The sequence below is a fragment of the Pseudomonas fulva NBRC 16637 = DSM 17717 genome (genome assembly GCF_000730565.1).
GTDB classification, from domain to species: domain Bacteria; phylum Pseudomonadota; class Gammaproteobacteria; order Pseudomonadales; family Pseudomonadaceae; genus Aquipseudomonas; species Aquipseudomonas fulva.
In genome coordinates this window covers 213,377-236,573 of the sequence record NZ_BBIQ01000005.1, presented here as the reverse complement: position 1 = coordinate 236,573, position 23,197 = coordinate 213,377, and the positions used below count along the sequence as shown (strand labels likewise).

The 23,197-nt window shown below is 61.4% G+C and carries 24 protein-coding genes; 12 read left to right on the top strand and 12 right to left on the bottom strand.

Annotated elements, in window-relative coordinates; genetic code table 11:
• Positions 1–39 precede the first annotated feature (39 nt).
• On the top strand, positions 40–837 hold the full coding sequence (locus PFU01S_RS07900) for an acyl-CoA thioesterase (protein WP_028686928.1): 798 nt from the start codon (positions 40–42) through the stop codon (positions 835–837).
• A gap of 6 nt (positions 838–843) precedes the next feature.
• Here PFU01S_RS07900 and PFU01S_RS07895 read toward each other — a convergent pair whose 3' ends face one another.
• From PFU01S_RS07895 to PFU01S_RS07885, 3 genes are all read right to left on the bottom strand, one after another.
• Positions 844–1,212, bottom strand: coding sequence for a DUF962 domain-containing protein (locus PFU01S_RS07895; RefSeq protein WP_028686929.1), 369 nt, complete (start codon positions 1,210–1,212; stop codon positions 844–846).
• 75 nt (positions 1,213–1,287) lie between these two features.
• A complete protein-coding gene (locus tag PFU01S_RS07890) occupies positions 1,288–2,766 on the bottom strand; it encodes a methyl-accepting chemotaxis protein (RefSeq protein WP_028686930.1) in 1,479 nt (492 codons plus the stop codon).
• 97 nt (positions 2,767–2,863) lie between these two features.
• Positions 2,864–3,670 carry a TatD family hydrolase gene (locus PFU01S_RS07885; protein WP_028686931.1) on the bottom strand — a complete coding sequence of 269 codons (807 nt, stop codon included), beginning with the start codon at positions 3,668–3,670 and terminating at the stop codon, positions 2,864–2,866.
• A gap of 152 nt (positions 3,671–3,822) precedes the next feature.
• On the opposite strand from PFU01S_RS07885, the gene PFU01S_RS07880 reads away from it, so the two are divergent.
• Positions 3,823–5,235 (top strand): MltF family protein, encoded by a 1,413-nt coding sequence (locus tag PFU01S_RS07880; protein ID WP_028686932.1) that lies wholly within the window; start codon positions 3,823–3,825, stop codon positions 5,233–5,235.
• Positions 5,236–5,442: 207 nt separating this feature from the next.
• Complete coding sequence (locus PFU01S_RS07875; RefSeq protein ID WP_027914594.1) at positions 5,443–5,751, top strand: hypothetical protein; 309 nt, start codon at positions 5,443–5,445, stop codon at positions 5,749–5,751.
• A 33-nt stretch (positions 5,752–5,784) separates the two neighbouring features.
• On the opposite strand, the gene greB is transcribed toward PFU01S_RS07875, so the two are convergent.
• Positions 5,785–6,288, bottom strand: coding sequence for a transcription elongation factor GreB (greB, locus tag PFU01S_RS07870; RefSeq protein WP_042139328.1), 504 nt, complete (start codon positions 6,286–6,288; stop codon positions 5,785–5,787).
• Between the two features lie 360 nt (positions 6,289–6,648).
• Between greB and PFU01S_RS07865 the strand changes: the two genes are divergently transcribed.
• Both PFU01S_RS07865 and PFU01S_RS22810 read left to right on the top strand, forming a co-directional pair.
• The gene (locus PFU01S_RS07865; protein WP_027914595.1) at positions 6,649–7,341 is read left to right on the top strand and encodes an IclR family transcriptional regulator; all 693 of its coding nucleotides are present in this window, start codon (positions 6,649–6,651) and stop codon (positions 7,339–7,341) included.
• Positions 7,342–7,654: 313 nt separating this feature from the next.
• Positions 7,655–7,798 (top strand): homocysteine S-methyltransferase family protein, encoded by a 144-nt coding sequence (locus PFU01S_RS22810; RefSeq protein WP_158545152.1) that lies wholly within the window; start codon positions 7,655–7,657, stop codon positions 7,796–7,798.
• Between the two features lie 105 nt (positions 7,799–7,903).
• Here PFU01S_RS22810 and PFU01S_RS07855 read toward each other — a convergent pair whose 3' ends face one another.
• Complete coding sequence (locus PFU01S_RS07855; protein ID WP_028686933.1) at positions 7,904–10,411, bottom strand: ABC transporter permease; 2,508 nt, start codon at positions 10,409–10,411, stop codon at positions 7,904–7,906.
• Complete coding sequence (locus tag PFU01S_RS07850) at positions 10,408–11,094, bottom strand: ABC transporter ATP-binding protein (protein WP_028686934.1); 687 nt, start codon at positions 11,092–11,094, stop codon at positions 10,408–10,410. The genes PFU01S_RS07855 and PFU01S_RS07850 overlap by 4 nt, the downstream gene beginning before the upstream one ends.
• Before the next feature lie 10 nt (positions 11,095–11,104).
• Between PFU01S_RS07850 and PFU01S_RS07845 the strand changes: the two genes are divergently transcribed.
• From PFU01S_RS07845 to PFU01S_RS07835, 3 genes are all read left to right on the top strand, one after another.
• A complete protein-coding gene (locus PFU01S_RS07845; RefSeq protein WP_027914599.1) occupies positions 11,105–11,710 on the top strand; it encodes an arylesterase in 606 nt (201 codons plus the stop codon).
• Between the two features lie 58 nt (positions 11,711–11,768).
• Positions 11,769–12,059 carry a hypothetical protein gene (locus PFU01S_RS07840; RefSeq protein WP_027914600.1) on the top strand — a complete coding sequence of 97 codons (291 nt, stop codon included), beginning with the start codon at positions 11,769–11,771 and terminating at the stop codon, positions 12,057–12,059.
• 110 nt (positions 12,060–12,169) lie between these two features.
• Positions 12,170–13,147 (top strand): L,D-transpeptidase family protein, encoded by a 978-nt coding sequence (locus tag PFU01S_RS07835; protein WP_028686935.1) that lies wholly within the window; start codon positions 12,170–12,172, stop codon positions 13,145–13,147.
• Positions 13,148–13,278: 131 nt separating this feature from the next.
• Here PFU01S_RS07835 and oprI read toward each other — a convergent pair whose 3' ends face one another.
• The gene (oprI, locus tag PFU01S_RS07830) at positions 13,279–13,530 is read right to left on the bottom strand and encodes an outer membrane lipoprotei OprI (RefSeq protein ID WP_003259780.1); all 252 of its coding nucleotides are present in this window, start codon (positions 13,528–13,530) and stop codon (positions 13,279–13,281) included.
• Positions 13,531–14,031: 501 nt separating this feature from the next.
• Here oprI and PFU01S_RS07825 point away from each other — a divergent pair.
• Complete coding sequence (locus PFU01S_RS07825; protein WP_023536046.1) at positions 14,032–14,313, top strand: GNAT family N-acetyltransferase; 282 nt, start codon at positions 14,032–14,034, stop codon at positions 14,311–14,313.
• A gap of 42 nt (positions 14,314–14,355) precedes the next feature.
• On the opposite strand, the gene PFU01S_RS07820 is transcribed toward PFU01S_RS07825, so the two are convergent.
• Positions 14,356–15,432: a 3-deoxy-7-phosphoheptulonate synthase gene (locus PFU01S_RS07820; protein WP_027914602.1), complete on the bottom strand. Its 1,077-nt coding sequence runs from the start codon at positions 15,430–15,432 to the stop codon at positions 14,356–14,358.
• A gap of 230 nt (positions 15,433–15,662) precedes the next feature.
• Between PFU01S_RS07820 and PFU01S_RS07815 the strand changes: the two genes are divergently transcribed.
• The 3 genes from PFU01S_RS07815 to cysB all read left to right on the top strand — a co-directional run bounded on the left by PFU01S_RS07815 (position 15,663) and on the right by cysB (position 18,305).
• The gene (locus tag PFU01S_RS07815; RefSeq protein WP_027914603.1) at positions 15,663–16,616 is read left to right on the top strand and encodes a putative 2-dehydropantoate 2-reductase; all 954 of its coding nucleotides are present in this window, start codon (positions 15,663–15,665) and stop codon (positions 16,614–16,616) included.
• Positions 16,617–16,706: 90 nt separating this feature from the next.
• Positions 16,707–17,204 carry a universal stress protein gene (locus PFU01S_RS07810; protein ID WP_027914604.1) on the top strand — a complete coding sequence of 166 codons (498 nt, stop codon included), beginning with the start codon at positions 16,707–16,709 and terminating at the stop codon, positions 17,202–17,204.
• 126 nt (positions 17,205–17,330) lie between these two features.
• A complete protein-coding gene (cysB, locus tag PFU01S_RS07805; RefSeq protein ID WP_023536044.1) occupies positions 17,331–18,305 on the top strand; it encodes an HTH-type transcriptional regulator CysB in 975 nt (324 codons plus the stop codon).
• A gap of 53 nt (positions 18,306–18,358) precedes the next feature.
• Here cysB and PFU01S_RS07800 read toward each other — a convergent pair whose 3' ends face one another.
• The 4 genes from PFU01S_RS07800 to rloB all read right to left on the bottom strand — a co-directional run bounded on the left by PFU01S_RS07800 (position 18,359) and on the right by rloB (position 23,193).
• Entirely contained in the window at positions 18,359–19,093 is a 735-nt protein-coding gene (locus PFU01S_RS07800; protein ID WP_027914605.1) for a phosphoadenylyl-sulfate reductase, read from the bottom strand.
• A 120-nt stretch (positions 19,094–19,213) separates the two neighbouring features.
• On the bottom strand, positions 19,214–20,557 hold the full coding sequence (gene pabB, locus PFU01S_RS07795; RefSeq protein WP_028686936.1) for an aminodeoxychorismate synthase component I: 1,344 nt from the start codon (positions 20,555–20,557) through the stop codon (positions 19,214–19,216).
• A gap of 120 nt (positions 20,558–20,677) precedes the next feature.
• A complete protein-coding gene (locus tag PFU01S_RS07790) occupies positions 20,678–21,658 on the bottom strand; it encodes an alpha-L-glutamate ligase-like protein (RefSeq protein WP_023536214.1) in 981 nt (326 codons plus the stop codon).
• On the bottom strand, positions 21,658–23,193 hold the full coding sequence (rloB, locus tag PFU01S_RS07785; protein WP_027914607.1) for an osmotic stress tolerance membrane protein RloB: 1,536 nt from the start codon (positions 23,191–23,193) through the stop codon (positions 21,658–21,660). Before rloB ends, PFU01S_RS07790 begins: the two co-directional genes overlap by 1 nt.
• Between the last annotated feature and the right edge of the window lie 4 nt (positions 23,194–23,197).

The window sequence follows — 23,197 nt, the reverse complement described above, 5'->3', positions numbered from 1 at the left end:
CTAGGATGGGAGCACCGTTACCCGCGCAGGAGCTGCCCAATGACGTTCGAACAAGTGCTCGAGGCTGCCAGAGCTCATCCCGACAGCGTGCGCGTACCGGCAGGCTGGGGCCAGGGGCGAGCGATTTTTGGCGGCCTGATGGCTGCCATGGTGTTCGAAGCGATGCGTTCCCGGCTAGGTCATGACCGCCCGGTGCGCTCACTGGCCATTACTTTCGTGGGTCCTGCCTCGGCAGATACCCCGATTCGGCTGGAGGTCGAGCTATTGCGCCATGGCACGGGTGTCAGCACGCTGCTGGGCCGCGCCGTGCAGCAAGGACAGGTGGTGACGCTGGTACAGGGCAGTTTCGGGGCTGCACGAAGCTCTGCCGTGTCCGTACCCGCCGTACCTGCACCAGAAATGCCGGCGCTTGAGGCGAGTGCAGCACCATTGCCTCATATCCCAGGTGTGACACCGCAATTCATGAAAAACCTGGAGTTGCGCTGGGCGATCGGTGGGCTTCCGTTCAGCGGCAATGATTCGCGCACCATGGGGGGCTGGGTGCGCCTGCGTGACCTGCAAGACGGGGAAATGAACGAGGCGCACCTGCTGGCGTTGGTAGACGCCTGGCCACCTAGCGTTCTGCCCATGCTCAGACAGCCTGCAGCCGGCAGTACACTTACCTGGACCATCGAGTTCGTCCAGTCTGTACGCTCGCTGAACGCTGGCGATTGGTGCCAGTACCGTGTGGAAACCGAGTACGCACGCGAGGGATATGGCCATGCGGCCGCTGCATTATGGAGTGCAGACGGCGCATTGTTGGCCTTGAGCAGGCAAACGGTGACGGTGTTTGGGTGATGCCCGTCACCGCCGAGGCTTGTGACGGTCGCGCCAGGCCTGCCACCACGCGCCACTCACCACAAAACGCGGGAACGTGATGAACTGCTCGCTGAGTACACGTTGAACACGGTCGGTGCGATTGATGAAGGGCTCTTGGGTATCAGCTTCCAGGCGATGGCCGTGACGTTGAAGTCCAAGGGCCGCGACCAGGGCGAGCACGCCGACCGCCAGCTGCACGATATCCAGCCCAAACAATCCGGACACGATCAACAGGACGCCCAGAATGAACAGCGGAACCGCAATCAAATGCAGCACCAGGTTCGCAGGGTGACGATGACTGTGCGGGTAGCCGCGCCATTGCCAGGCGAGCAGATTGGGTAGACGTTTGTTCATGGGCATTTCCTCTCGGTCATGCCCAAAGCGTAGTGTGCAGGCGCGGCCAGAGCCAATCGCCACTGCCTATGACCGTTATAGCTTCAGTTGACCTATAGCCTTGTTCAGTGCCCCGGCCAGTGTCGCAAGTTCCGAACTGGTGGTGGCCGAACCTACGGTCTGCTGCACGGTTTGCTCGGTCACATCACGGATGCTGACGACGGCACGGTTCATTTCCTCTGCCACCTGGCTCTGTTGTTCGGCAGCCACGGCGATCTGGGTGTTGCTTTCACGCATCTGCGCCACTGCCCCAGTGATCTCGGCCAATGCCGCTCCTGCTTCCTGGGCCTGTTTCACACAATCGTCTGCTTTGTAGGAGCTTTCCTGCATAAACTCGACCGCATCACGCGTGCCTGACTGCAGGGCAGACACCATGGTAGTGATCTCGTCGGTAGATGACTGAACGCGTTTGGCCAGGTTGCGGACCTCATCGGCCACCACGGCAAACCCACGACCCAGGTCACCGGCACGGGCCGCCTCTATGGCCGCGTTCAATGCCAGCAGGTTGGTCTGCTCGGCAATGCTGTGAATGACACTGACCACACCATTGATCTTCTGGCTGTCTTCGGCGAGTTGACGGATCATTTCGGCGGTCTGCTGAACGCCGCTGGAAAGCCCGGCAATGGACGTCTGCACGCGATTGACCACGTCTTTCCCACCGCCCGCGAGCGTGTCGGCAGTCTGGGACAGATCGCGGGTCGCCCCTGCATGCTGGGCGATATGGTAGACAGTGGCGGACATTTCATTGATGGCTGTCGCGGCTTGGTCGGTTTCGCTTTGCTGGCCGAGCATGCCGTGACGCACCTCGTTCATGCTGGCCGCAAGACGCGCGGCACCTGAGTCGAGCTGTGCTGCGGTGGTGGCGACGGTGCTGACGATACGGTGGTAGGTGCCCTGCATGGCGTTGAAGGCGCCCGCCATCTGACCGACTTCGTCACCGCCGGCCAGCGGTACACGCGCCGCCAGATCACCGGTTTTTTCCACATGCAGCATCACGTCCTTGAGCGTGTTGAGTTGGCTGAGTAGAAAGCGGATCAGCAGTTGCGAAGCGGCGAGCATGGCCAGCATCAGAATCAACACGCACACCGCGTAATGCGTAAATCGATCGATGAAGACCTGGCGCAGGCTGGGTGACTGGGCGATCACGGCAACACGCTGATCACCGCTCTGCAGCACATGAGCGCCCTGAATGGGGTCTTGTCCCAACAGTTGGTTGGAGGGCAGCGCTATCCAGCCCTGAGCGCCGCGCAAGGCCTCCAGGGGCTCGCCGGCAAAGGAGGGCGTCTGCCCTGCACCCCAGGTGATGACGCTTGCCGAAAGAGGCAACGGTTGGCCTTGTGGCCACGCTGCCAGCAGGTTTGCCTGGGCGTTTGCTTGATGTTCAGCGCCTTCAGCACGGGCGCGCTGCTCCAGATGGACGGCGTACAGCACCAGCAGCAAAGTGGTCACGAAAGCGACGGCGTTGACCGCCCAGAACTTGTATTTCAGGGAAACATTGCTAAGCCAGGCACCCATGGGCAGGTCTTCTCTGAGTTGAGCGGAAACAATATTGGCAAGGTGCCATCATTGTGCCCGCGGCGACTCGAGGGGTGTTGATATGTATCAAGAGATATCAGGATTGCGACGGCAATTCGAAGAATGCCTTGGCCGTGGCAGTGGTGTGCGCGGCGGTATCTTGCAGGGTTTCCCTGCGGTGCAGTGCCACTTCTCGCAGGACCTCAGGCAGGTACGCCGGCTCGTTACGCCCGTTCTTGGGCTTGGGGCGCAGGCTGCGCGGCAGTAAATAGGGGGCATCGCTCTCCAGCATCAAGCGGCCGGTGGGTATACTGCCCACCAATCCATGCAGGTGCGTCCCGCGCCGTTCATCACAAATCCAGCCAGTGATGCCGATGTGCAGGTCCAGGTCAAGGTAGCTGAACAGCGCAGCACGTTCCCCGGTGAAACAGTGGACCACGGCTGCTTTTAAGTGATCGCGATACTCTTTGAGGATGGCCAGCAGGCGCTCACTGGCGTCGCGCTCATGGAGAAACACCGGAAGTTGGCACTCCACGGCCAATGCTAGCTGGGCGTGCAAGGCCTTCTCCTGCGCAGGGCGTGGAGAGAAATCGCGGTTGAAGTCCAGGCCGCATTCGCCCACGGCGCGCACCCGCGGCTCGACAAGCAGGTGGCGCATGTGCTGTTCGCTCTGGCTGTTCCAGCTGTCTGCATCGTGCGGGTGAACCCCAGCCGTTGCGAACAGGTGACTTTGCGCGCTGTCCAGTTGCTGGCAAAGGCCAATGGCCTGTTCACTTACAGGCAAGCTGGTGCCTGTCAGGACCATTTGCTCGACGCCCGCTTCCAAGGCGCGGTTGACCACTTCCGCTTGGCGGCCATCGAAACTGCTGTTGGTCAGGTTGACGCCAATGTCGATCAATTGCATGGTGCTACCTCGTGCCGCAGGGACGCCAGCATAGCAAAAGCCCGTGCCTAACGGCTGTCCAAGAACTTCAAGTCCAGGGCATGGTCTTTTTGACCTCAAGCCCTAACGTGGCGAACGTCATGCTGGCTAACCACTCACGACGGATACCTTGAATGCCACGCTACTGGCTCATGTTCATGCTGCTGTTGGGGCTGCCCCTGGCCAGCCAAGCGCAGACGCAGGTACGCCCACCGGGCCCGCAGTATCACATTGCGCCGGCCAATGCCCGCGATCTCCAGCACATCCGCAGCAGCAAGGTCTTGCGCGTGCTGGTCAATCAAAGCCGCAACAGCTCCGGCGAAGTGAAAGGCGAGCCCGTGGGCGTCGAGTACTACCGCCTGCGCGCGCTCGAGCACTTTCTCAATGCCCGGGTAGAGGACAGCCAGCGCATCGAGCTCAAACTTATCCCACGCGCCAAGGAGCAGCTCCTGGGCGCACTGGGCCGGGGCGAGGGCGACTTGGCCGCGCCAGGGGAACTGCTCGATCCTGCTACGGTGCGTAACGTAGTAGCAACTGCCCCGGTGCGTGATCAGGTGGCGCTGGTGTTGGTTGGGCGCAAGGGGGAGCGCACCTTCAGCCAGGCGGAACAATTGTCAGGTCGCACCATCGCGCTGACCAGCGCCAGTGCCGCGGGCCCGTTGATCGAGCAACTGAACCAGCGTCTGGCCCTGCGCAAGCGTCCCCCCGTCAAGGTGGAGTGGGTCGATCCGACCCTGGCGATCGAGGATGTGCTGGAGATGGTCCAGGCCGGTATCTATCACTTGACCGTGGTCGAACAGCCGATCGCCCGCCGCTGGTCAAAGGTCATGCCGAAGCTGCGTGTCAACCCGCGTGCGCACCTGGGGCCCTCGCAAGCCATGCGCTGGTACGTTGGTCGTGACTCGCCGCAGTTGCAGGCATCGGTCGACCGCTTCCTACAGAACTATCGCGCCCCTGACAACGAGGATGCAGCATTCGAACGCATCTATCGGCGTCAGTACCGGGTACACAACCCGCTCGCCCGCCAGGACCGTCAACGGCTGGCCTCGGTCAGCGCCGTGTTGCAAAAGCATGGCCAGGCGCAGCAGATCGACTGGCTCAACCTTGCCGCCTTGGCATTCAAGGAGTCGACCCTCAACCCGGCCGCGCGGGGGGCAGGGGGCGCACACGGGTTAATGCAAATCACGCCGGCGGCTGCCCAACGGGTCGGGGTCAGTAACATCAAGACGGTGGACGGCAACGTTCAGGCCAGTGCGCGTTACCTGGCCCTGATCCGTCGCAAGTTCTTCTCCAGCCCCCGCATCAATGAACGTGAGCGCATGGCGTTCGTGTTGGCCGCCTACAACCTGGGGCCCGAGCGCGTGCAAGCCATGCGCGCCGAAGCGCGCAAGCGTGGGCTCAACGGTAACCAATGGTTCTTCCAGACCGAACGCATCGCCATGGAGCAGGTGGGCATGGGGCCGGTCAACTTCGTCAACAGCGTGAACAAGTACTTCCTGGCGTTCAATCGGGAGCGGCGGGTGCTGGAGCCCAAGGGCAAGCACTAAGCGAGGCTGCACCGAGGCGGGCAATTGGCCAGAATCGTGCGCTTGCATGTTCGGTTCAATCGCTCTAGCATGACGCCTGCGCCGATTTAAACAGCTACTTGCGGGGCGCAGAGACGCCCGAGGGGTGTCCCGAAATACCGCTAAAGCGCTGGTTCGGTGACGCCTCCCACCGCTGCCCAGCGAGATTGGCGAGGCGGAGAATTCACCATGAGTTGCCCACGTACCAGTGTCTGTCTAAGCCCTCTGCCTGTCAGTCAGGCGTCGCGCACCCCGCGCATCCTGCTTGGGGGGGCGCACCAGCCCACACTTTTGCGCCACCTTGAAGGCTTGTCTCGTCGACGAGGCCAGGCCCGTGCATTCCTGATCCAGTTTGCCGAGACCGGCGAGCATTTCGCCCAGTACGCCAATGACCGGTTCGACCTTGCCGTGATTCAAGCGCCCGCGCCCGAGGCCTCGGCCGAAGTGATCGGCCATCTGGTCCGTATCGCGCGCCAAGGGCTGATCACGGCACGCTGAAAGTCTGCCGTCTCCTGCGACGGTGCAAAGCGATCAGGGTTTGACGAATCGTGGCGCGGCTTCGTGTGCATCGTATTGAATGTCGGTGACGTCCCAGTAGGCTTCTCCCGTGGGTGTGCGCACCATGATCTCGTCCCCGACGCACTTGCCTATGCAGGCCCGGGCCATCGGTGAGTCGATGGAGATGAAGTCCTTGCGGTCGTAGATTTCATCCGCGCCGACGATTCGGAACCGCTTGCTTTGGTCGTGCTCGTTGGCGATGGTCACCCATGCTCCAAAAAACACTTTTCCTTCCTGCGCGGGCGAGTAAGGCACCACGCGCAGGTTCTCGATGCGCTTGCGAAGGTAGCGGACACGACGGTCGATTTCCCTCAACTTTTTCTTGTTGTACTGGTAGTCCGCATTTTCACTGCGATCGCCCAGTGACGCCGCCCAGGTCACTTTGCGCGTGATCTCTGGTCGCTCATCTCGCCAAAGCCAGTCCAGTTCATCTTTCAGGGCTTGGTAGCCTGCTTCGGTGATGAGGTCAGTTGCCATGTTTGCTTTTTTCCATATCCGAACCCGGCCAACATTGTCGCTGCGCGTACGGGGAGGTGGCACAGGGTAGCCGGGAGGCTACAGACGTTAACCGCCCAGATGCGCCATGTTCAAGCACTGGATCAAGCACTGGAGTCAGCGGTGAATGGTCCGTGCAGCTGAGCCACGTCATGGCCATGGCCTTGGCCGAGTTCATGGTGCGTCCGCATGCTTGCAAGAAGCCCCGGACGACTGGCTGCAGATTGCGCAACTACCCAATCGACGCGGTCAGCTGTGATGGCGGTCGTCAGGGCATTGCCAGATAATGGGCGCTTTCAATGCCGACAATGACTTGCATCATTCACAGGTGAGGAACTCTCGATGGTAAATGTCCGGCCGCGTCCCGCGGTCAATGGAGTGGCTTCGGCCGACCGCGTGCTGACGGTACTTTCTGCGTTTCAGGTGGGGGACACGGCGCTGACGCTCGTCGAGCTCGTCGAGCGTACCGGGCTGATCAAAAGTACCATCATGCGCCTGATGGTTTCGCTTGAGAATCACGGCTATGTCAACCGCATGGCCGACGGTCGCTACCAGCTGGCCAGTGAAGTGATGCGGCTTAACGCCGTGTACGAAGAGGGTATCGATCTGGAGCGGCACGTGATGCCCAGGCTGCACCTTCTGGCCGAGCGTACGGGTGAAACGGCGTCGTTCTACGTGCGCCACGGCGCCTACCGCATGTGTCAGTACCGGGTGAACTCCCCCCATCGCCTACGCATGCACGTTCAACCTGGCGATATGCGTCCGATGGACGATGCTGCCGGCGCCCAGGCCTTGCGTACACCGTTTGCCAGCGGCATCACCATGCAGAAGCCGTTTTTCTCGATGGGGGCCACGGACCCGCATGCGGCTTCGGTAGCCTTTCCCGTCTACGGGGCAGGCGATGAACTGGTCGGGGCATTGGTGCTGTCAGGCCCTTCAAGCCGCTTGACGCCAGAGTGTGCCGAGGCGATCAACGAGGTCTTTCTCGACGCAACCCGCGATCTGATGCGCAGCCTGGGTTGCAAGGCCGCGTAGTTTTTCAACGCTTTTTCAGCCAACCGTTCACCGCCGTTTCACAGGCGTGGTACTCGTTCGACAGCCTGGTGATCTGCGAGGCTTCTCCAACCCGCAGGCGCCAGGTGCGTCAGGCTTGGCGACCTTCGCCCTCGGCGCTTGTCACCAATGCAAATGGCTTATCGCAATCACCTGCTTGACGGTGGGATGGAGCAGGTGCTCAAGCGCAGCGGAACCCCCTTCAGGCAGCCGGAACGGTTGGCGTTTGGGCTGATCGAGCCCCCAGAGCACGTGCTCCAGGCGCATAAGATGTTCATAAGCGCCGGCGCGGATCGTGACGGCCAACAGTTATGCTGTGGCGCCTTTCACCTGCGCCACGATCATAGGCGGGTGCTGCGGTATCCGCCCTGAGCATATCGAACAACTTCATGAACACATCGGGATCGAGCCAGAGGGCATCGCACCTTCAGGTGGCTGACCAAGACCAGCAGCGGTATTTGGAGAAGCACGGCCTGGGCAGCTGCTCGCCGTAAGCCTGGCACGTCGGCAAGACGGTCCCGAGTCACGCAGGACCGCCTTGGCTTCACCCTTCACGCAGGACGGTGAGCGGTGAGGCATCAAGTGCGCGGCGAGTGCCGAGCACACCCGCGCAGCCTACCAACAGCGCGCCTGCGACGGGCATGAGCAGCAACCACGGGTGCGGGCTCCAGGGCAGTGCGAAAGCGTAGTGATACAACACCAAGGTAATCAGCTCGCACCCTAGCGCCGCCAGCAAACCGCTCAAAGCCCCCAGCAAGCCGAATTCGATGCGCCGTGTCTTGACCAGCAACTGGCGTTGGGCTCCCAGGGCACGCAAGAGCGCACCTTGGCGAATGCGCTCATCCAAGGTGGCTTGAAGGCCTGCGAACAAAACGGCCAATCCCGCGGCCAGTACGAACAGCAGCACATACTCTACTGCAAGCGTGACCTGGGCAAGTATGCTGCGCAATTGGGCGAGCAATGCATCGACCTGGAGGATGGTCACCGCAGGAAATGCGCGTGACAGGGCGACGATCTCCTGATCATGCCCGGGGGAGAGGTAAAAACTCGTCAGATAGGTCGTAGGCAGCCCTTGCAATGTGCCGGGTTGGAAGATCATGTAGAAGTTGGGCTGGAAGCTGTCCCAATGCACGCTGCGCAGGCTGATCACCTTGGCCTGACGTTGCTGGCCACCAATATCGAACGTGAGTGTGTCGCCCAACTTCAGCTGAAGACTTTCGGCGAGCTGGGCCTCTACCGATACGCCAGGTACCTCGACATCGGTTGGTGACCCTTGCCACCAATGGCCACCGGTCAATTGGTTGCCGTCAGGCAACTGCGCCGCCCACGTCAGGCTCAGGTCACGTTGCACGGCGCGTTCGCCTGCGGAGTCCTTCGTGACGATCTGTTGAACGGGCTGCTGGTTGATCTCGATCAGCCGCCCCGGGGTGACCGGGTACAGAGGAGCAGCAGCGGCGTTGATCTGTTTGAGCTGTTGGGCGAAGCGATCCTGATCGTCAGGCAGAATATTGAGTGCGAAATAATTCGGGGCGTCTTCAGGCAGCTGTGCCTGCCAGGTGTCGAGCAGCTCTGCACGCAGCAGCGCGACCAGGCCCATGGCCAGCAGGATCAGCCCGAAGGCCAGGGCCTGCCCAGCGGCGGCCGTGGGGTGGCGAAGCAGCTGGCCCAGCCCTAGCCGCCAGGCCAACGGCGCCCCTGACAGGAGCCGACGCAGGCTGCGCAAACCCAGCCACAGCAACCCGCCCAGGACCAGGGCCGCCGCCAGGCCACCTGCCAGGAGTGCGAAGGTCAGCAGCAGGTCAAGGCTTAGCCGCCACATGATAAGACCCAGGGCGAACAAGGCTGCACCGTAGACCAGCCAGCTGCTGGGAGGGACAGGGAGCAAGTCACGACGCAACACCCGCAACGGGGGCACTTTACCCAAAGCTGCAATCGGCGGCAGGGCAAAGCCTGTCAGCGCGACCAGGCCCGTGGCGATTCCAGCCAAGGCCGGCCACAGGCTGCCTGGCGGTACGTCGCTGGGCAGTAATCCGTGCAGCAGCTCGAACAAACCCAGCTGCGCGAGCCAGCCTACTGCGGCCCCCACGATCGCCGCTGCAAACCCGAGCATGGCCAGCTGCAAACTGTACAGGAGCAGTGCCTGGCGCCGCGACAGTCCCAGGCAACGAAGCAGGGCGCTGGCGTCCAGGCGCCTGGCGGCATAGCGGCTGGCAGACAGCGCCACGGCGACACCGGCCAGCAATACTGCAACGAGGCTGGCAAGGTTCAGGTAGCGCTCAGCTTTGCCCAGTGCGCCGCCGATTTGCTGATTGCCATCGCGGGTGTCGCGCAACCGCTGGCTGGCCGAAAGCGTGTTATCGACGCTGGCACGGTATTGCGCCAATGCCGCGGCAGGGCCGCTCCACAGGTCACGGTAAGTCACGCGGCTGCCGGGTTGTACCACACCGGTCGCCGGCAGGTCCGCCAGGTTCATCATCACCCGTGGGGTCAGGCTGTAGAAGTTGTTCGCCCGATCCGGTTCATAGGTCAGCACGCGGCTCATGCGCAGGGTCTTCATGCCCACATCGATGCTGTCGCCGATGTTCATGCCCAATGCCGCCAGCAGCCGGGGCTCTACCCACACCTCGCCGGCTGCCGGCCCGCCGCCTGGGTTTTCCTCGGCATAAGGCTCGGCGGCGCTGCGCACCTGGCCACGCAGTGGATAGGCGTTATCGGCGGCCTTTACCCCCGCGAGCTGGATACCGTTATCTGCGCCGACCACGCTGGTGAATTCGACCACTTGGGCGTGATGCAGCCCCAAGGCCTTGCCTACCGTAATTTGTGACGCCGCCGCTGGGGCGCTGCCTTGCAGCACCAGGTCGGCGCCCAGAAACTCACTGGCGCGCAATTGCATGGCACCGTTGAGCCGTGCGCCAAAATACCCGATGGCAGTACTGGCCGCTACGGCGACCAGGAGCGAGAAGAACAACACCCGAACTTCGCTGGCCCTGAGATCACGCAGCAGCTGCCGCCAGGCCAGCCCCAGCAGGCGCGACGCCGGCATGCCCTTCATCCGGCCTCCAGGGGGCTGACCAGCTGGCCCGCGTCCAGGCGGATATGACGGTGACAACGGTGCGCCAGTCGCTCGTCGTGGGTTACCAGGACCAACGTAGTGCCGCGCTCCTGATTCAACTCGAACAGCAGGTCGCTGATACGCTCGCCCGTGTGGCTGTCGAGGTTGCCCGTCGGTTCGTCGGCAAACAGCACGGCGGGCTGAGCGGCGAAGGCTCGGGCTAGGGCCACCCGCTGTTGCTCACCGCCCGACAGTTGCCGCGGCGTATGGCTCAGCCGTTGCCCTAGGCCTACGCGTTCGAGCAAAGCGCGCGCGTGATCGCGCGCGTCTGCGCGTCCATGCAGTTCCAGTGGCAACATCACGTTTTCCAGTGCATTGAGGCTGTCGAGCAACTGGAATGACTGGAACACGAAGCCCACGTGCTCGGCCCGGATGCGCGCCCGCTGGTCCTCATCGAGCGCGCCAAGGTCGTGCCCGGCGAGCGTCACCGAACCTTCGCTGGGCTGATCAAGCCCGGCCAGCAGCCCAAGCAGGGTCGACTTGCCTGAACCTGAGGCGCCGACGATGGCAAGGCTGTCCCCCGCGGCCAGCTCCAGCGATAGGGGGTGCAGGATGGTGAGTTCACCTTCCGCGCTGGTGACCACTTTGCTAAGGTGCTGCGCAACGAGCATGCTGGGGCCCATGGAGAATCCGATGCGAATGTGGTTGATGAGTGCCGGCCTGGCCCTGTATTGCCTGGCCCAGAGCGCGACTGCGGGAACGGTGCTGATTGTCGGTGATAGTATCAGCGCAGGTTTTGGCCTGGATACCCGCTACGGGTGGGCATCCTTGTTGCAGACCCGCCTGCGCCAGGAAGGTTTCGACGACAAAGTGGTCAACGCGTCGATCAGTGGCGACACCAGCGCCGGCGGGCAAGCGCGGCTGCCTGCGTTGCTGGCGGCGCACAAGCCGGCGGTGGTGGTGCTGGAGTTGGGAGGCAACGATGGGTTGCGCGGGCAGCCGCCAGCGCAATTGCGACAAAACCTTGCCTCAATGGTCGATCAGTCGCGCCAGGCAGGTGCCAAGGTGCTGCTGTTGGGCATGCAGCTGCCTCCCAACTATGGTGTTCGCTATACCACGGCGTTTGCCAAGGTGTACGAGGAGCTGGCCAAGGACAAGCAGGTGGCCCTGGTGCCGTTTTTCCTGGAAGGGGTAGGGGGCGTTCCTGAGTTGATGCAGGCCGACGGCATCCATCCCGCCCAGGGCGCCCAGCAGCGGCTGCTGGAAAATGCCTGGCCGGTGCTTAAACCGTTGCTCTGACGCTTTAAACGGGGGCGGGTTTGGGCTAATGTTGCGCCCCCCGTTCCGAGTACCCCCGATGCCGCGCCCTGCCTGGTCCCTTTTCGCCTACCAATTGATCGAGCCCGACGAACAGCTTGACCTGTTCGCCTGCCAGGAAAGTCGCGTTCACCTGGTCGCGCGGCAGCTCGAACTCGGCGTGCCGGTAGATAGAACATTGTGCGGGGGTTTATTGCCCGCGCACCCTCGCTGGTCCGGCGTACCACGCACCATCTATCGCGATACCCGACTGTGCGAGCTGTGCCGTGCCATTCTGGACGCGCAACGGCGGGGCATGCGGCCGATCTGGCCCCAGCTGCAGGCAGTCTAGGCGCGCACCTTTCATCATCTGTAACCGTGTCGGGCTCCGGGTGCCTCCCGCTGCTTGGGGCGGGGGTGTACAATCATGGCTTTCGTCCCACCTTCCAAAGGATTTACCGGATGTTGCCGCGCTTTCCCGCCGTCACTCGTAGCCTGTCCCTGGCCGCCTTGCTGGTAGCGGGGCCCACTGTCGCACTGGAGTTGCCACTGCCGCCACCTGGGGACGACATCGTCGGTCAGGTGCATGTGATCAAGGCCAAGTACGAGGATACATTCGCCGATATCGGTACGGCCAATGATCTGGGCTATCTGGAGATGATCGCCGCCAACCCGGGCGTCGATCCCTGGCTGCCTGGCGCCGGCACCGAAATCATCTTGCCCACGCGCTACATCCTGCCACCGGGCCCTCGCGAAGGTATCGTCATCAACCTTGCCGAATACCGCTTGTATTATTACCCCAAGGGCGAGAATGTCGTGCACACCTTCCCGCTGGGGATCGGTCGCGAAGGCTGGGGCTCGCCAATTGCCAATACCAAGATCATCGCCAAGACGCCAAACCCTACCTGGACGCCGCCGGCGTCGATTCGGGCCGAACATGCGGCCGATGGCGACATCTTGCCTGCCGTGGTTCCGGCCGGCCCGGACAACCCGCTCGGGCCCTTCAAGTTCACCCTGGGCGTACCAGGTTATCTGATCCACGGCTCAAACAAGAAATTCGGGATTGGCATGCGTACCAGCCATGGCTGCTTCCGCATGCTCAACAACAATGTGCTGGAACTGTCGGGCATGGTGCCAGTGGGTACGCCGGTTCGCATCATCAACGAACCGTACAAGTTCGGGTCGAGCGGGGGCAAGGTATACCTCGAAGCCCATACGCCGCTGGATGATCAGGGCAATCCGTCGGTGGTCGACAAGCATACGGCGGTCATCAACGCGTTGCTCAAGCGCGAAGACCTGGCCAATAACCTGCGCATGAACTGGGACATGGTCCGCGATGTCGTGGCTGCTGAAGACGGTATGCCGGTGGAGATTGCCGTGCCCGTCGACAATCAGGGCGCCACACCCATGGTCTCGACGCTTCCAGAGGAGATGCAGTAACCCGCTGTGCGAACGGCGTTGCCAAGGCGCACCAGGCGTCTTGGGCGGCGCATCGCGCCAACGTGCGATTTCGAAACCAAAAAAAAGCCGACCCCCAAGGGGGTCGGCTTGATAACAGCCCCGAAGGACTATTATTTGCGGCTGGCTTTGTCCAGCATGCGCAGTGCGCGCTCATTGGCTTCGTCAGCGGTCTGCTGAGCTTTCTGAGCGGCTGCCAGTGCGTCGTCAGCCTTGCGGTAGGCTTCATCGGCACGAGCTTGTGCGCGGGCTGCTGCGTCTTCGGTTGCAGTCAGGCGAGCTTCGGTTTCTTTGGAGACGCTGCTGCAACCGGTAGCCAGAACTGCGGCCAGAGCCAGAGCAGAGAATTTCAGAACGTTGTTCATCGTGTTCCCCTTCAAGGACTTTCTATTAATGAGCCATCTCTCAGAAAAGAGAAACTGGCCGGCGTACATAGTACCCATTACTTGTAGTAAGTAAACTGACTGAACGCAAGAACTGCAAAAAAAAACAGTGCGCAGTGTCTGCGCCCACACTGGCCAGTGGCTCCCAGCCCCGAGGCAGCGGTGCAACACGACACTAACGGCAACTTTCGTGTTGAACTAAGGGTGACTTCTACTGTCTTTGTGCGTCTTAGTCGTACATCATTTGTCGGCAAAGCTAACGTCACACTTAACAGCGTAAGCGGTTGGTAGCTTGCATTCATTCAAAGCGCTTCACTTGAGCAATCCACGGGTATGCGCCTAGTATGTGGGTTTACAGAAAGCCCGAACGAACGCAGACGTCCAGCGGTCCAACGCGCAATAGATGATGCATGTGCCAAGTGTGCCGGGTATTGACCATCGATCAGGCTAAGGGTCTGCCGGAAAGGCCCGCAAGGAGTAGTGATGAGCGAAGCGCTGACCATCCACCATGACCAGGCGGGTCATCAGTTCGAGACCAACGTGGACGGTCATCGTGCCTACCTCACCTACATGGACTTGGGTAAGCAGACGCTGGACATCTACCGCACGTTCGTACCCAACGCCTTGCGTGGACGTGGGATCGCCGCTGCCCTGACCGAGCGCGCGCTGCAGTATGCCGAGCAGATGGGCTACACGGTGATACCCTCGTGCTCGTACGTGGAACGTTACATGGAGCGTCAGCAGCGTCACGCCAGCAAGGTGTGACCACTGCTTCGGGCAACGGGGCCTGGATGGCCCCTTGAGGTCTCAGGCGCGATTGCGCTGAGGCAGTACGTCCTTCAACTTCGTGCGCATGCTGCGCAACGTCTTCTCAGTCGCTGACCAGTCGATGCAGGCGTCCGTCACGGAGACGCCGTACTGCAACTGCGACAAGTCCTTGGGAATGGACTGGCAGCCCCAGTTCAGATGGCTCTCGACCATCAACCCGATAATCGATTGGTTGCCCTCCAGAATCTGGTTCGCTACGTTTTCCATCACCAGCGGTTGCAATGCCGGATCCTTGTTGGAGTTGGCATGGCTGCAGTCGACCATGATGTTGGCCTTGATCTTGGCCTTGGCCAGGTCCTGTTCGCACAGGGCGACACTGACCGAGTCGTAATTGGGTTTACCGTTGCCGCCGCGAAGCACGACATGCCCGTAGGGGTTGCCCTTGGTGGTCACGATGGAAACGCCACCTTCCTGGTTGATCCCAAGGAACCTGTGCGGCTTGGACACCGACTGCAGGGCGTTGATGGCGACGGTCAAGCCACCGTCGGTACCGTTCTTGAAGCCGACAGCCGACGACAGGCCAGAGGCCATTTCGCGATGGGTCTGCGACTCGGTGGTACGTGCACCGATGGCTGACCAGCTGATCAGGTCCTGCAGGTACTGAGGGGAAATCGGGTCCAGTGCCTCAGTGGCTGTGGGTAGCCCCATTTCGGCGAGGTCGAGCAGCAGCTTGCGACCGATGTGCAAGCCATCCTGAATCTTGAAGGAGTCGTCCAGATAGGGGTCGTTGATCAGGCCTTTCCAGCCCACAGTGGTACGCGGCTTCTCGAAATACACACGCATGACCAGGTACAACGTGTCCGACACTTCTTCGGCCAGGGCCTTAAGGCGCTCTGCGTACTCATGCGCGGCCTTGATGTCGTGGATGGAGCAAGGGCCGACCACGACGAACAGGCGGTGATCCTTGCCATCGAGAATATTGCGCACCACGTCACGGCCAGCAGTCACGGTCTGCAGGGCCTGGGCGCTAAGGGGAATTTCCTTCTTGAGCTGGTCGGGGGTGATCAGCGTCTCGTTGGATGCAACGTTCAAGTCATCGATCGGTAAATCAGCCATCGTGTTACTCGTCAGGTCACGGGTGCCGGCCGCCAGCTATCCCCGTGCGGCCCAGCAGCAAGAATAATCGCAGCGGGGAGCCGAACCTTAGCGCGTTAGCGTTTGCGCCACAATGGGCATTGCCCCGCGCAGACGGGGTTTTTCCGGGCGGCGGGGTGGACAGCGAACATTGACCTGCGCGAAGGTGCTTGACCGGTGTGAAAACAGCCTGACATGAGAAGGAGAACCGCATGCGCGCGCGCAACCCCCGGATTGGCATCATCGGCAGTGGCGCCATAGGCGGCTTTTACGGGCTGTTGCTGGCAAAGGCCGGCTTCAATGTGCACTTTTTGCTCAGAAGCGAGTACGAAGCGGTCCGTCAGCATGGGCTGACCGTACACAGTGCTGTCCATGGGCAGCTGCATGGCAACGTGAATTGCTACGCCGACGCCGCGCAAATGCCGCCGTGCGATTGGCTATTGATAGGTGCCAAAGCCACTGGCAACCCTCAACTGGCACCGCTGATCGTGCAGGCCGCTGCACCGGATGCGAACGTGGTCCTGCTGCAGAACGGACTGGATGTCGAAGCGCAACTGCGCCCGTTGCTTCGTGCTGACATGCACTTGCTTGGCGGGTTGTGCTTCGTCTGCGCCGACCGCCAGGCGCCCGGCGTGATTCGCCATCAGGCGTTAGGCACCGTGAACCTGGGTTACCACAGCGGCCCCAGTAGCGATGGCGGACGCCGCCTGGTGGAGCAGGGGGTTTCATTGTTCCAGGCTGCGGGGGTGAATGCCGTCGGCATGCCTGATCTGGCTGGCGCACGGTGGCAGAAGCTGGTCTGGAACGTCCCATTCAACGGCTTGTCAGTGCTGCTCGATGCCAGCACGGCCCAGCTGCTGGGCGACAGCCATGCTCGCACGCTGGTGCAAGCCTTGATGGAGGAGGTGATAGGGGGCGCCGCCACTTGTGGTCATGCCATGCCCGCAGGCTACGCCCAGCAGCTGCTGAGCATGACCGAGCGCATGCCGGATTACTGGCCCAGCATGTACCACGACCATGTTCACCATCGGCCGCTCGAAATAGAAGCCATCTATGCAGCACCTCTGGCCCGCGTCCAGGCGGCAGGTTGCCATTTGCCCCGCATGGAGATGTTGTACCAGTCGCTGACGTACCTCGGTAAACGCAGTGAAGGGACCATGCGCTAGGCGCAGTCATGCATCAGCCTTGGCAAGCGAGGCGCTGATGCGCTGCTAAGCTCAAGCTTGCCCTGCCGCCATGGCAGTCGAGGAGGTCGAATGATCCGCTCTCTGCTGTACGCCACAGACCTCGGCGTCTATGCGCCATTCGTGATGCAGCATGCGCTTGCGTTGGCGCGCACATTCGGTGCCGAGTTGTACGTGATTCATGCGGTCGAACCGATGGGCCAGTTTGCTGAATCCCTCCTGCAAAGTTACCTGGATGAACACACCCTTGATCAGCTGCACAGCCAGGGCGTAGGCACGGTAATGGCCAACATCGAGCAGCGTGTACTGGAAAATTTTCGAGAAGAGCTGGGGGAGCAAGCCGATCTGGCAGTGCTCAAGGCGGTACGCGTACGCCAGGGCGACCCTGCGCAAGTGATCCTGGATCAGGCGCAGCGTCTGAGCGTCGACTTGCTTGTCTTCGGCAGCCACAGCGCCGGGGCCGGCGTGGACGTGCCCTTGGGTAGGACCGCGGTCAGACTGCTACAGCTTTCGCCGGTGCCGGTCTACATGGTCCCTTTGGCACAGCATTTAGGTCGTAGGAAGGCCTGAATTACGCTGTAGGCATATTCCAAGCTGTGTAACAAAATAGTTCTAGATTTATTGCGATTACCACTAATATAGTTATATATCGTCGCTGCCCGCTGCCGCTGACCCATGCTGAACTGAGGGAAACCTATGAAGCTTCAACAACTGCGCTACATCTGGGAAGTAGCGCACCATGACCTCAACGTCTCCGCGACAGCGCAAAGCCTGTATACCTCGCAGCCGGGGATCAGCAAGCAGATTCGCCTGCTCGAAGACGAACTGGGCGTCGAGGTATTTGCTCGCAGCGGCAAGCATCTGACGCGTGTCACCCCGGCTGGAGAGCGCATCATCAACACCGCTGGCGAGATCCTGCGCAAGGTCGAAAGTATCAAGCAGATCGCCCAGGAGTTCTCCAACGAGAAGAAGGGCACGCTCTCCATCGCCACTACTCATACCCAGGCTCGCTACGCCTTGCCTCCGGTGATCAGTGGCTTCATCAAGCAGTACCCGGAAGTGTCCCTGCACATGCATCAGGGCTCCCCGATGCAGATCGCCGAGATGGCCGCCGACGGTACGGTGGATTTCGCCATCGCCACAGAAGCGCTCGAGCTGTTCGGCGACCTGATCATGATGCCGTGCTACAAGTGGAACCGTTGCGTGGTAGTTCCACAGGGCCACCCATTGGCGAAGCTGCCCAAGCTGACCCTTGAAGCGGTGGCCGAGTACCCCATCGTTACCTATGTGTTCGGCTTTACCGGGCGCTCCAAGCTGGATGAAGCCTTCAGCAACCGTGGCTTGACGCCCAAGGTGGTGTTCACGGCGGCGGACGCGGACGTGATCAAGACGTATGTCCGTCTCGGTCTGGGCGTGGGTATCGTTGCGGGCATGGCGGTCGACGCCAAGCTGGACGGTGATCTGGTGGCCCTGGACGCCAGCGAACTGTTCGAGGCCAGTATCACCAAGATCGGCTTCCGGCGTGGCACGTTCCTGCGTGGGTTCATGTGCGACTTCATCGAGAAGTTTGCGCCGCACCTGACCCGTGAAGTGATGGCCAAGGCCATTCAGTGTCACAACAAGCAGGAGCTTGAGGCCCTGTTCGAAGGTGTCGAGCTACCGGTGCACTGATGCTTGGATGCCAGGGCCGTCAAGCGGCCCTTTTTACTGATGCCGCCCGCGTTTCAAGCCTTGGTAATCAGATTGCCGGCGTGCAAGCCGCATTCCTTCTGGGTCGATTCCTCCCACCACCAGCGACCTTCGCGCTCGTGCTGATTGGGTAGCACAGGGCGCGTGCAGGGCTCGCAACCGATGCTGATGAAACCGCGCTCATGCAGGCTGTTGTAGGGCAGCTCAAGCATGCGGATATAGCCCCATACTTCTTCGCTGGTCATCTGCGCGAGGGGGTTGAACTTGTAGAGCGTGCGCTCCGGGGTGGAGAAGCCTGTGTCGACCTCAAGGGCTGCCACCTGGCTGCGCGTCCCTGGGCTCTGGTCACGGCGCTGCCCCGTCGCCCAGGCGCTGACGGTCGCAAGCTTGCGGCGCAGGGGCTCGATCTTGCGTATGCCGCAGCACTCGCCGTGACCGTCACGGTAGAAGCTGAACAGGCCTTTGTCTTTGACGAAAGGGTCGAGCTTGCTGCGGTCGGGGCTCAGGATTTCGATGGGCAAGTTATAATGCTCGCGCACCTGCTCGATGAAGCGATAGGTCTCTGGATGCAACCGTCCGGTGTCGAGGCTGAAGACCTTGACCTGCTTGTTCAGCTTCCAGGCCATGTCCACCAGCACCACATCTTCGGCACCACTGAAGGAGATCCACAGGTCGTCGCCGAAATGCTCAAAGGCGAGCTTTAGAATGTCCTGTGGGGATTTGTCCGCGTAAGCCGCTGCCAGGGCAGCGACGTCGAAAGGTTGGCTCATCAGGCGGTTTCCATCTTGGCTGTGGCGCTGGGCGCTCGTAGTGAGGCAATGGTAACAAAAAACCTACCCTGGTTGCGGGCGCGCCGAGGTGCGTCCAGCGGTTGACGGGGTAAAACCGCCTTAGATCGCCTGCAAGGTCTGCATCAGCACCCGCACCTTGGCAATCGACTCCTCGTACTCGGCCTGCCATTCAGAGTCGGCCACCACGGCGCCACCGCCCCAGCAACTGACCTGGCCGTCCTTGATCAACAGGCTGCGGATGGCGATAGAGCTGTCCATCTCGCCGCGGACATCGACATACAGCAGCGATCCGCAGTAGAGCGCTCTGCGAGTGGGTTCAAGCTCATCAATGATTTGCATCGCGCGGATCTTGGGCGCGCCGGTGATCGAGCCACCAGGGAAGCTGTCGCCGATCAGGTCCAGTGCGTCCTTGTCAGCCGCCAGCGTCCCCGTCACGCTGCTGACCAGGTGGTGCACATTGGGGTAGGTTTCCAGGCTGAACAACTCAGGCACTTTGACAGAGCCAATCTCGCACGTACGGCCCAGGTCATTGCGCAACAAGTCCACGATCATCAGGTTTTCCGACCGGTCCTTGGGGCTTTGCCGTAGCTGCTCGGCATTGCGCGCGTCCTCGGCAGCATCCAGGCCCCGCGCACGGGTGCCCTTGATCGGACGGGTTTCCACATGCCCCTTGCTGACGCGGATGAAACGCTCAGGCGAGAAGCTCAACAAGGCGCTGCCATCTGCCAATTGCTGGAACCCGGAAAACGGTGTTGGGCACGCCTGGCGAAGCGCTTGATAAGCTCGCCAGGGATCGCCTTGGCAAGCAGCGCGAAACCGTTGGGTCAGGTTGATCTGGTAGCAGTCACCTGCCTGGATGTAGCGTTGAACCTGCTCGAAGGCTGCATGGTACTGCTCGGGCGCAAGGTCACCGGTCATCGGCGCGAGCAGCTTGAAAGCCCCATTGGCCGTAGGCTCGCATTCCTCGAACAGGTGCACCAGTCGCTCACGCTCTTCACTGCCCAGGCTTGGATGGAACACCAGTTGGCTAGTACGGGTCGCGTGATCGGTCGCCAGCGCCCACGCGTACACGCCCAGTTGGGCATCCGGCAGGCCGAGGTCGTCCACCGCTTGGGTCGGCAGGTGTTCAAGCCGACGACCAAAATCGTAGCTCAGGTAACCGATCAACCCACCGGCAAACGGCAGCTCGCTCTCTGGTGGCAGCTGTGCAGGTCCCAAGGCAGCCAGCGCATCGCGCAACCGTTGCAGGAAGGCGCGCCCCGGTTCGTCCGCCAGCACCTGCAGGTGCTGCACGGGCCACGCGCTTATCAGGTCGAAGCGGCCGCGCTCTGCGCCGGGGCGAGCGCTGTCGAGCAAAATGGCACCCGGCGCATCACGCAGGCAGGAAAAGTAGGCAGCCGGGTCGGGCTGGTAGGGCAGGGCGTACAACGTACAGGTCGGCATCAGTAGGGACGGCGATGTAAAAGCGAGGACAGCGATTGTAGTCCGGCGCAGGCATTGCGCCTAGCGTCAGGGCGACATTCGCCATCTCCATCTTGCCGGGGCTGGTGGTCAGCCCCCTTCTCAGTGGCCGGGCCTGTGGCCGAATAGCCCTTGGGCCACGCGCACGCGTTGCTCGGCGTCTTCGGTCACACCCTCTTTGGCCAGTGCCTCAAGGTGCGCCTCAATTGCATGGGTGCGTTGCGTCAGGCCGCAATCGTTGGCGATCTGGATGTTCAGCCCTGGACGCGCGTTGAGCTCGAGGATCAGTGGGCCTTTCTCCTGATCCAGCACCATGTCCACGCCAATGTAGCCCAGGCCGCACAGCTCATAGCAGCCGGCTGCCAGCTTCATGAACCCGTCCCAAGTCGGCAGCTGCACGCCGTCCACTGCGTTGGTGGTATCGGGGTGCTTGCTGATGATGTTGTTCAGCCAGGTACCTCGCAGCGTCACACCCGTGGCCAGGTCCACGCCTACGCCGATGGCGCCTTGGTGCAGGTTGGCCTTGCCGCCGGACTGGCGCGTGGGCAAGCGCAGCATGGCCATGACCGGGTAGCCCATCAGGACGATGATGCGGATGTCCGGCACGCCTTCATAGCTGATGCTCTTGAAGATCTGGTCCGGGGTGACCCTGTACTCGATCAGGGCGCGGTCGCGATGGCCGCCGAGCGAGTAAAGCCCGGTGAGGATGCTGGAAATCTGGTGCTCGATTTCTTCATGGCTGATGATCTTGCCGGACACCGTCCGATAGCGGTCTTCGAAACGGTCGGCGATGACCATGATGCCATCACCCCCGGCACCCTGAGCTGGCTTGATCACGAAGTCGCTGCGCCCGCCGATGATCTCGTCGAGCTTCTCGATCTGCTTTTCAGTCTCGATGACACCGTACATTTCCGGCACGTGGATGCCGGCTGCCAGCGCGCGCTCTTTGGTGATGATCTTGTCGTCGACGATCGGGTACAGGTGGCGCTTGTTGTACTTGAGTACATAGTCTGCATTGCGCCGATTGATACCCATGATGCCCCGGGCCTCCAGGGCTTTCCACGTCTTGATCAGGCCGAACATCAGGCGTCCGCCTTCTTCAGGAATGCCTTGAAGCGGACCAGCTCGGTCAGGCGGTAGCCGCGGTAGCGACCCATTGCCAGCATGAAGCCCACCAGGATCAACAGTACGGCCGGGAAGGTGAACACGAAGTAGACCAGCTCCGGCACCATCATCAGCAAGTGAGCCAGAGACGCGGCGAACAAGGTGCCGATGGCCACTTTCATGGCATGACCGCCGCCGCGTTCTTCCCAGGTGATCGACAGGCGTTCGATGGTCATGGTCAGGATCACCATCGGGAACAGCGCAACCGACAAGCCGCGCTCAAGGCCCAGTTTGTGGCTGAACAGGCTGATGGCGGCGATCAACACCACGACGAATGTCAGCACCACCGAAAGGCGGGGCAGCATCTGCAGCTTCAGGTGTTCGAGGTAGGAGCGCAGCGATAGCCCAAGCGCGGTGATGACGGTGAACAGCACGATCCCGAAGCCCAGCTGTGTTTCGCGGAAGGCCAGGGCGATCAGGACCGGTGTGAAAGTGCCCAGGGTCTGGATGCCGATCAGGTTGCGCAGCACCAGAATCACCAGCACGCCGATGGGGATCATGACCATGATCATGAAGGTCTGCTGGGTCTGCAGTGGCAGCCCGTACAGGGAGTATTCGAGGAAGTCGGCGTCGGTGTTCTCGTCCGTCAGCTTGGCCAGGCGGATGGCGTTCATCTCGCTGTTGTTCATGCTGAAGGTTACGTTGGCCCGCTTGCCGCCATCGACCGTGATCAGGTTGTCATCCCCGGTCCACCACAGCAGCCGATCGTTGGGCAGGCCTTGCTCACCGGTTTCGGGGTTGAAATACAGCCAGTCATTGCCGTTGAAGCTGCGCAACCACAGTTCCGGGGTTTGTGGGGTGTCGGCCACCAGGCGGATCGTGTGCACCTTCTCCATCGGCACGTGAGCGATGGACAGCAGCAGGTCAATGACCTGCGCTTTCTTCATCGGCGAGGTATCGCCTGCCAGCAGCAGCTTGACGTTGTCGTCGTTGAGGTTGTTGACGCGCTTGATGGTTTCGCTGACGAACGTCTCGACATCAGCCGAATGCTGACGAATCGGTGCCATCAAAGCTTCGGCGGCGATTTTCTCAGGGCCTTCTACTGCAAGGCTGTCGCGGAAAGTCGGGCCCTTGACCTTGGCTTTCTCAGTGCTGTAGCGCTTGGTCAGCACCAGCCGGTAGTACAGGGTCTGATTGCCGCTGGCGCGCCGAGCGGACCAGGTGACCTTGCGGTTGCCATCGGCGCGGTTGACGCTCACACCATAGTTGTTGGAGATGAAGCTTTCGTTGAGGCTCACATAATCCCGATTCAGGGGCGGCACGAACATCTGGACCTTTACCGGGTCCTTGGTGCTGGCCACAAATTCGATCTTGGCATCGATGTTCCACAGATCGTCCGTTTCATCCTCGGTCACCGGGATGCCAAGTACGAAGATCTGATAAGCCGTGACCGCTACGCCCAGCAACACCAGGACGGTGATCAGGACTTTCAGATGGAGGGTAAGAGAGCGCATCGGA

Bases quoted from the DNA above. Each gene is read 5' to 3' on its own strand.
- PFU01S_RS07880 (WP_028686932.1), top strand. From the start codon at position 3,823: ATGCCACGCTACTGGCTCATGTTCATGCTGCTGTTGGGGCTGCCCCTG.
- PFU01S_RS07895 (WP_028686929.1), bottom strand. From the start codon at position 1,212: ATGAACAAACGTCTACCCAATCTGCTCGCCTGGCAATGGCGCGGCTAC.
- oprI (WP_003259780.1), bottom strand. From the start codon at position 13,530: ATGAACAACGTTCTGAAATTCTCTGCTCTGGCTCTGGCCGCAGTTCTG.
- cysB (WP_023536044.1), top strand. From the start codon at position 17,331: ATGAAGCTTCAACAACTGCGCTACATCTGGGAAGTAGCGCACCATGAC.
- PFU01S_RS07825 (WP_023536046.1), top strand. From the start codon at position 14,032: ATGAGCGAAGCGCTGACCATCCACCATGACCAGGCGGGTCATCAGTTC.
- PFU01S_RS07800 (WP_027914605.1), bottom strand. From the start codon at position 19,093: ATGAGCCAACCTTTCGACGTCGCTGCCCTGGCAGCGGCTTACGCGGAC.
- PFU01S_RS07850 (WP_028686934.1), bottom strand. From the start codon at position 11,094: ATGGGCCCCAGCATGCTCGTTGCGCAGCACCTTAGCAAAGTGGTCACC.
- PFU01S_RS07790 (WP_023536214.1), bottom strand. From the start codon at position 21,658: ATGTTCGGCCTGATCAAGACGTGGAAAGCCCTGGAGGCCCGGGGCATC.
- PFU01S_RS07835 (WP_028686935.1), top strand. From the start codon at position 12,170: ATGTTGCCGCGCTTTCCCGCCGTCACTCGTAGCCTGTCCCTGGCCGCC.
- PFU01S_RS07840 (WP_027914600.1), top strand. From the start codon at position 11,769: ATGCCGCGCCCTGCCTGGTCCCTTTTCGCCTACCAATTGATCGAGCCC.
- PFU01S_RS07875 (WP_027914594.1), top strand. From the start codon at position 5,443: ATGAGTTGCCCACGTACCAGTGTCTGTCTAAGCCCTCTGCCTGTCAGT.
- rloB (WP_027914607.1), bottom strand. From the start codon at position 23,193: ATGCGCTCTCTTACCCTCCATCTGAAAGTCCTGATCACCGTCCTGGTG.
- PFU01S_RS07810 (WP_027914604.1), top strand. From the start codon at position 16,707: ATGATCCGCTCTCTGCTGTACGCCACAGACCTCGGCGTCTATGCGCCA.
- PFU01S_RS07855 (WP_028686933.1), bottom strand. From the start codon at position 10,411: ATGAAGGGCATGCCGGCGTCGCGCCTGCTGGGGCTGGCCTGGCGGCAG.
- pabB (WP_028686936.1), bottom strand. From the start codon at position 20,557: ATGCCGACCTGTACGTTGTACGCCCTGCCCTACCAGCCCGACCCGGCT.
- PFU01S_RS07890 (WP_028686930.1), bottom strand. From the start codon at position 2,766: ATGGGTGCCTGGCTTAGCAATGTTTCCCTGAAATACAAGTTCTGGGCG.
- PFU01S_RS07900 (WP_028686928.1), top strand. From the start codon at position 40: ATGACGTTCGAACAAGTGCTCGAGGCTGCCAGAGCTCATCCCGACAGC.
- PFU01S_RS07815 (WP_027914603.1), top strand. From the start codon at position 15,663: ATGCGCGCGCGCAACCCCCGGATTGGCATCATCGGCAGTGGCGCCATA.
- PFU01S_RS07845 (WP_027914599.1), top strand. From the start codon at position 11,105: ATGCGAATGTGGTTGATGAGTGCCGGCCTGGCCCTGTATTGCCTGGCC.
- PFU01S_RS07885 (WP_028686931.1), bottom strand. From the start codon at position 3,670: ATGCAATTGATCGACATTGGCGTCAACCTGACCAACAGCAGTTTCGAT.
- greB (WP_042139328.1), bottom strand. From the start codon at position 6,288: ATGGCAACTGACCTCATCACCGAAGCAGGCTACCAAGCCCTGAAAGAT.
- PFU01S_RS07820 (WP_027914602.1), bottom strand. From the start codon at position 15,432: ATGGCTGATTTACCGATCGATGACTTGAACGTTGCATCCAACGAGACG.
- PFU01S_RS07865 (WP_027914595.1), top strand. From the start codon at position 6,649: ATGGTAAATGTCCGGCCGCGTCCCGCGGTCAATGGAGTGGCTTCGGCC.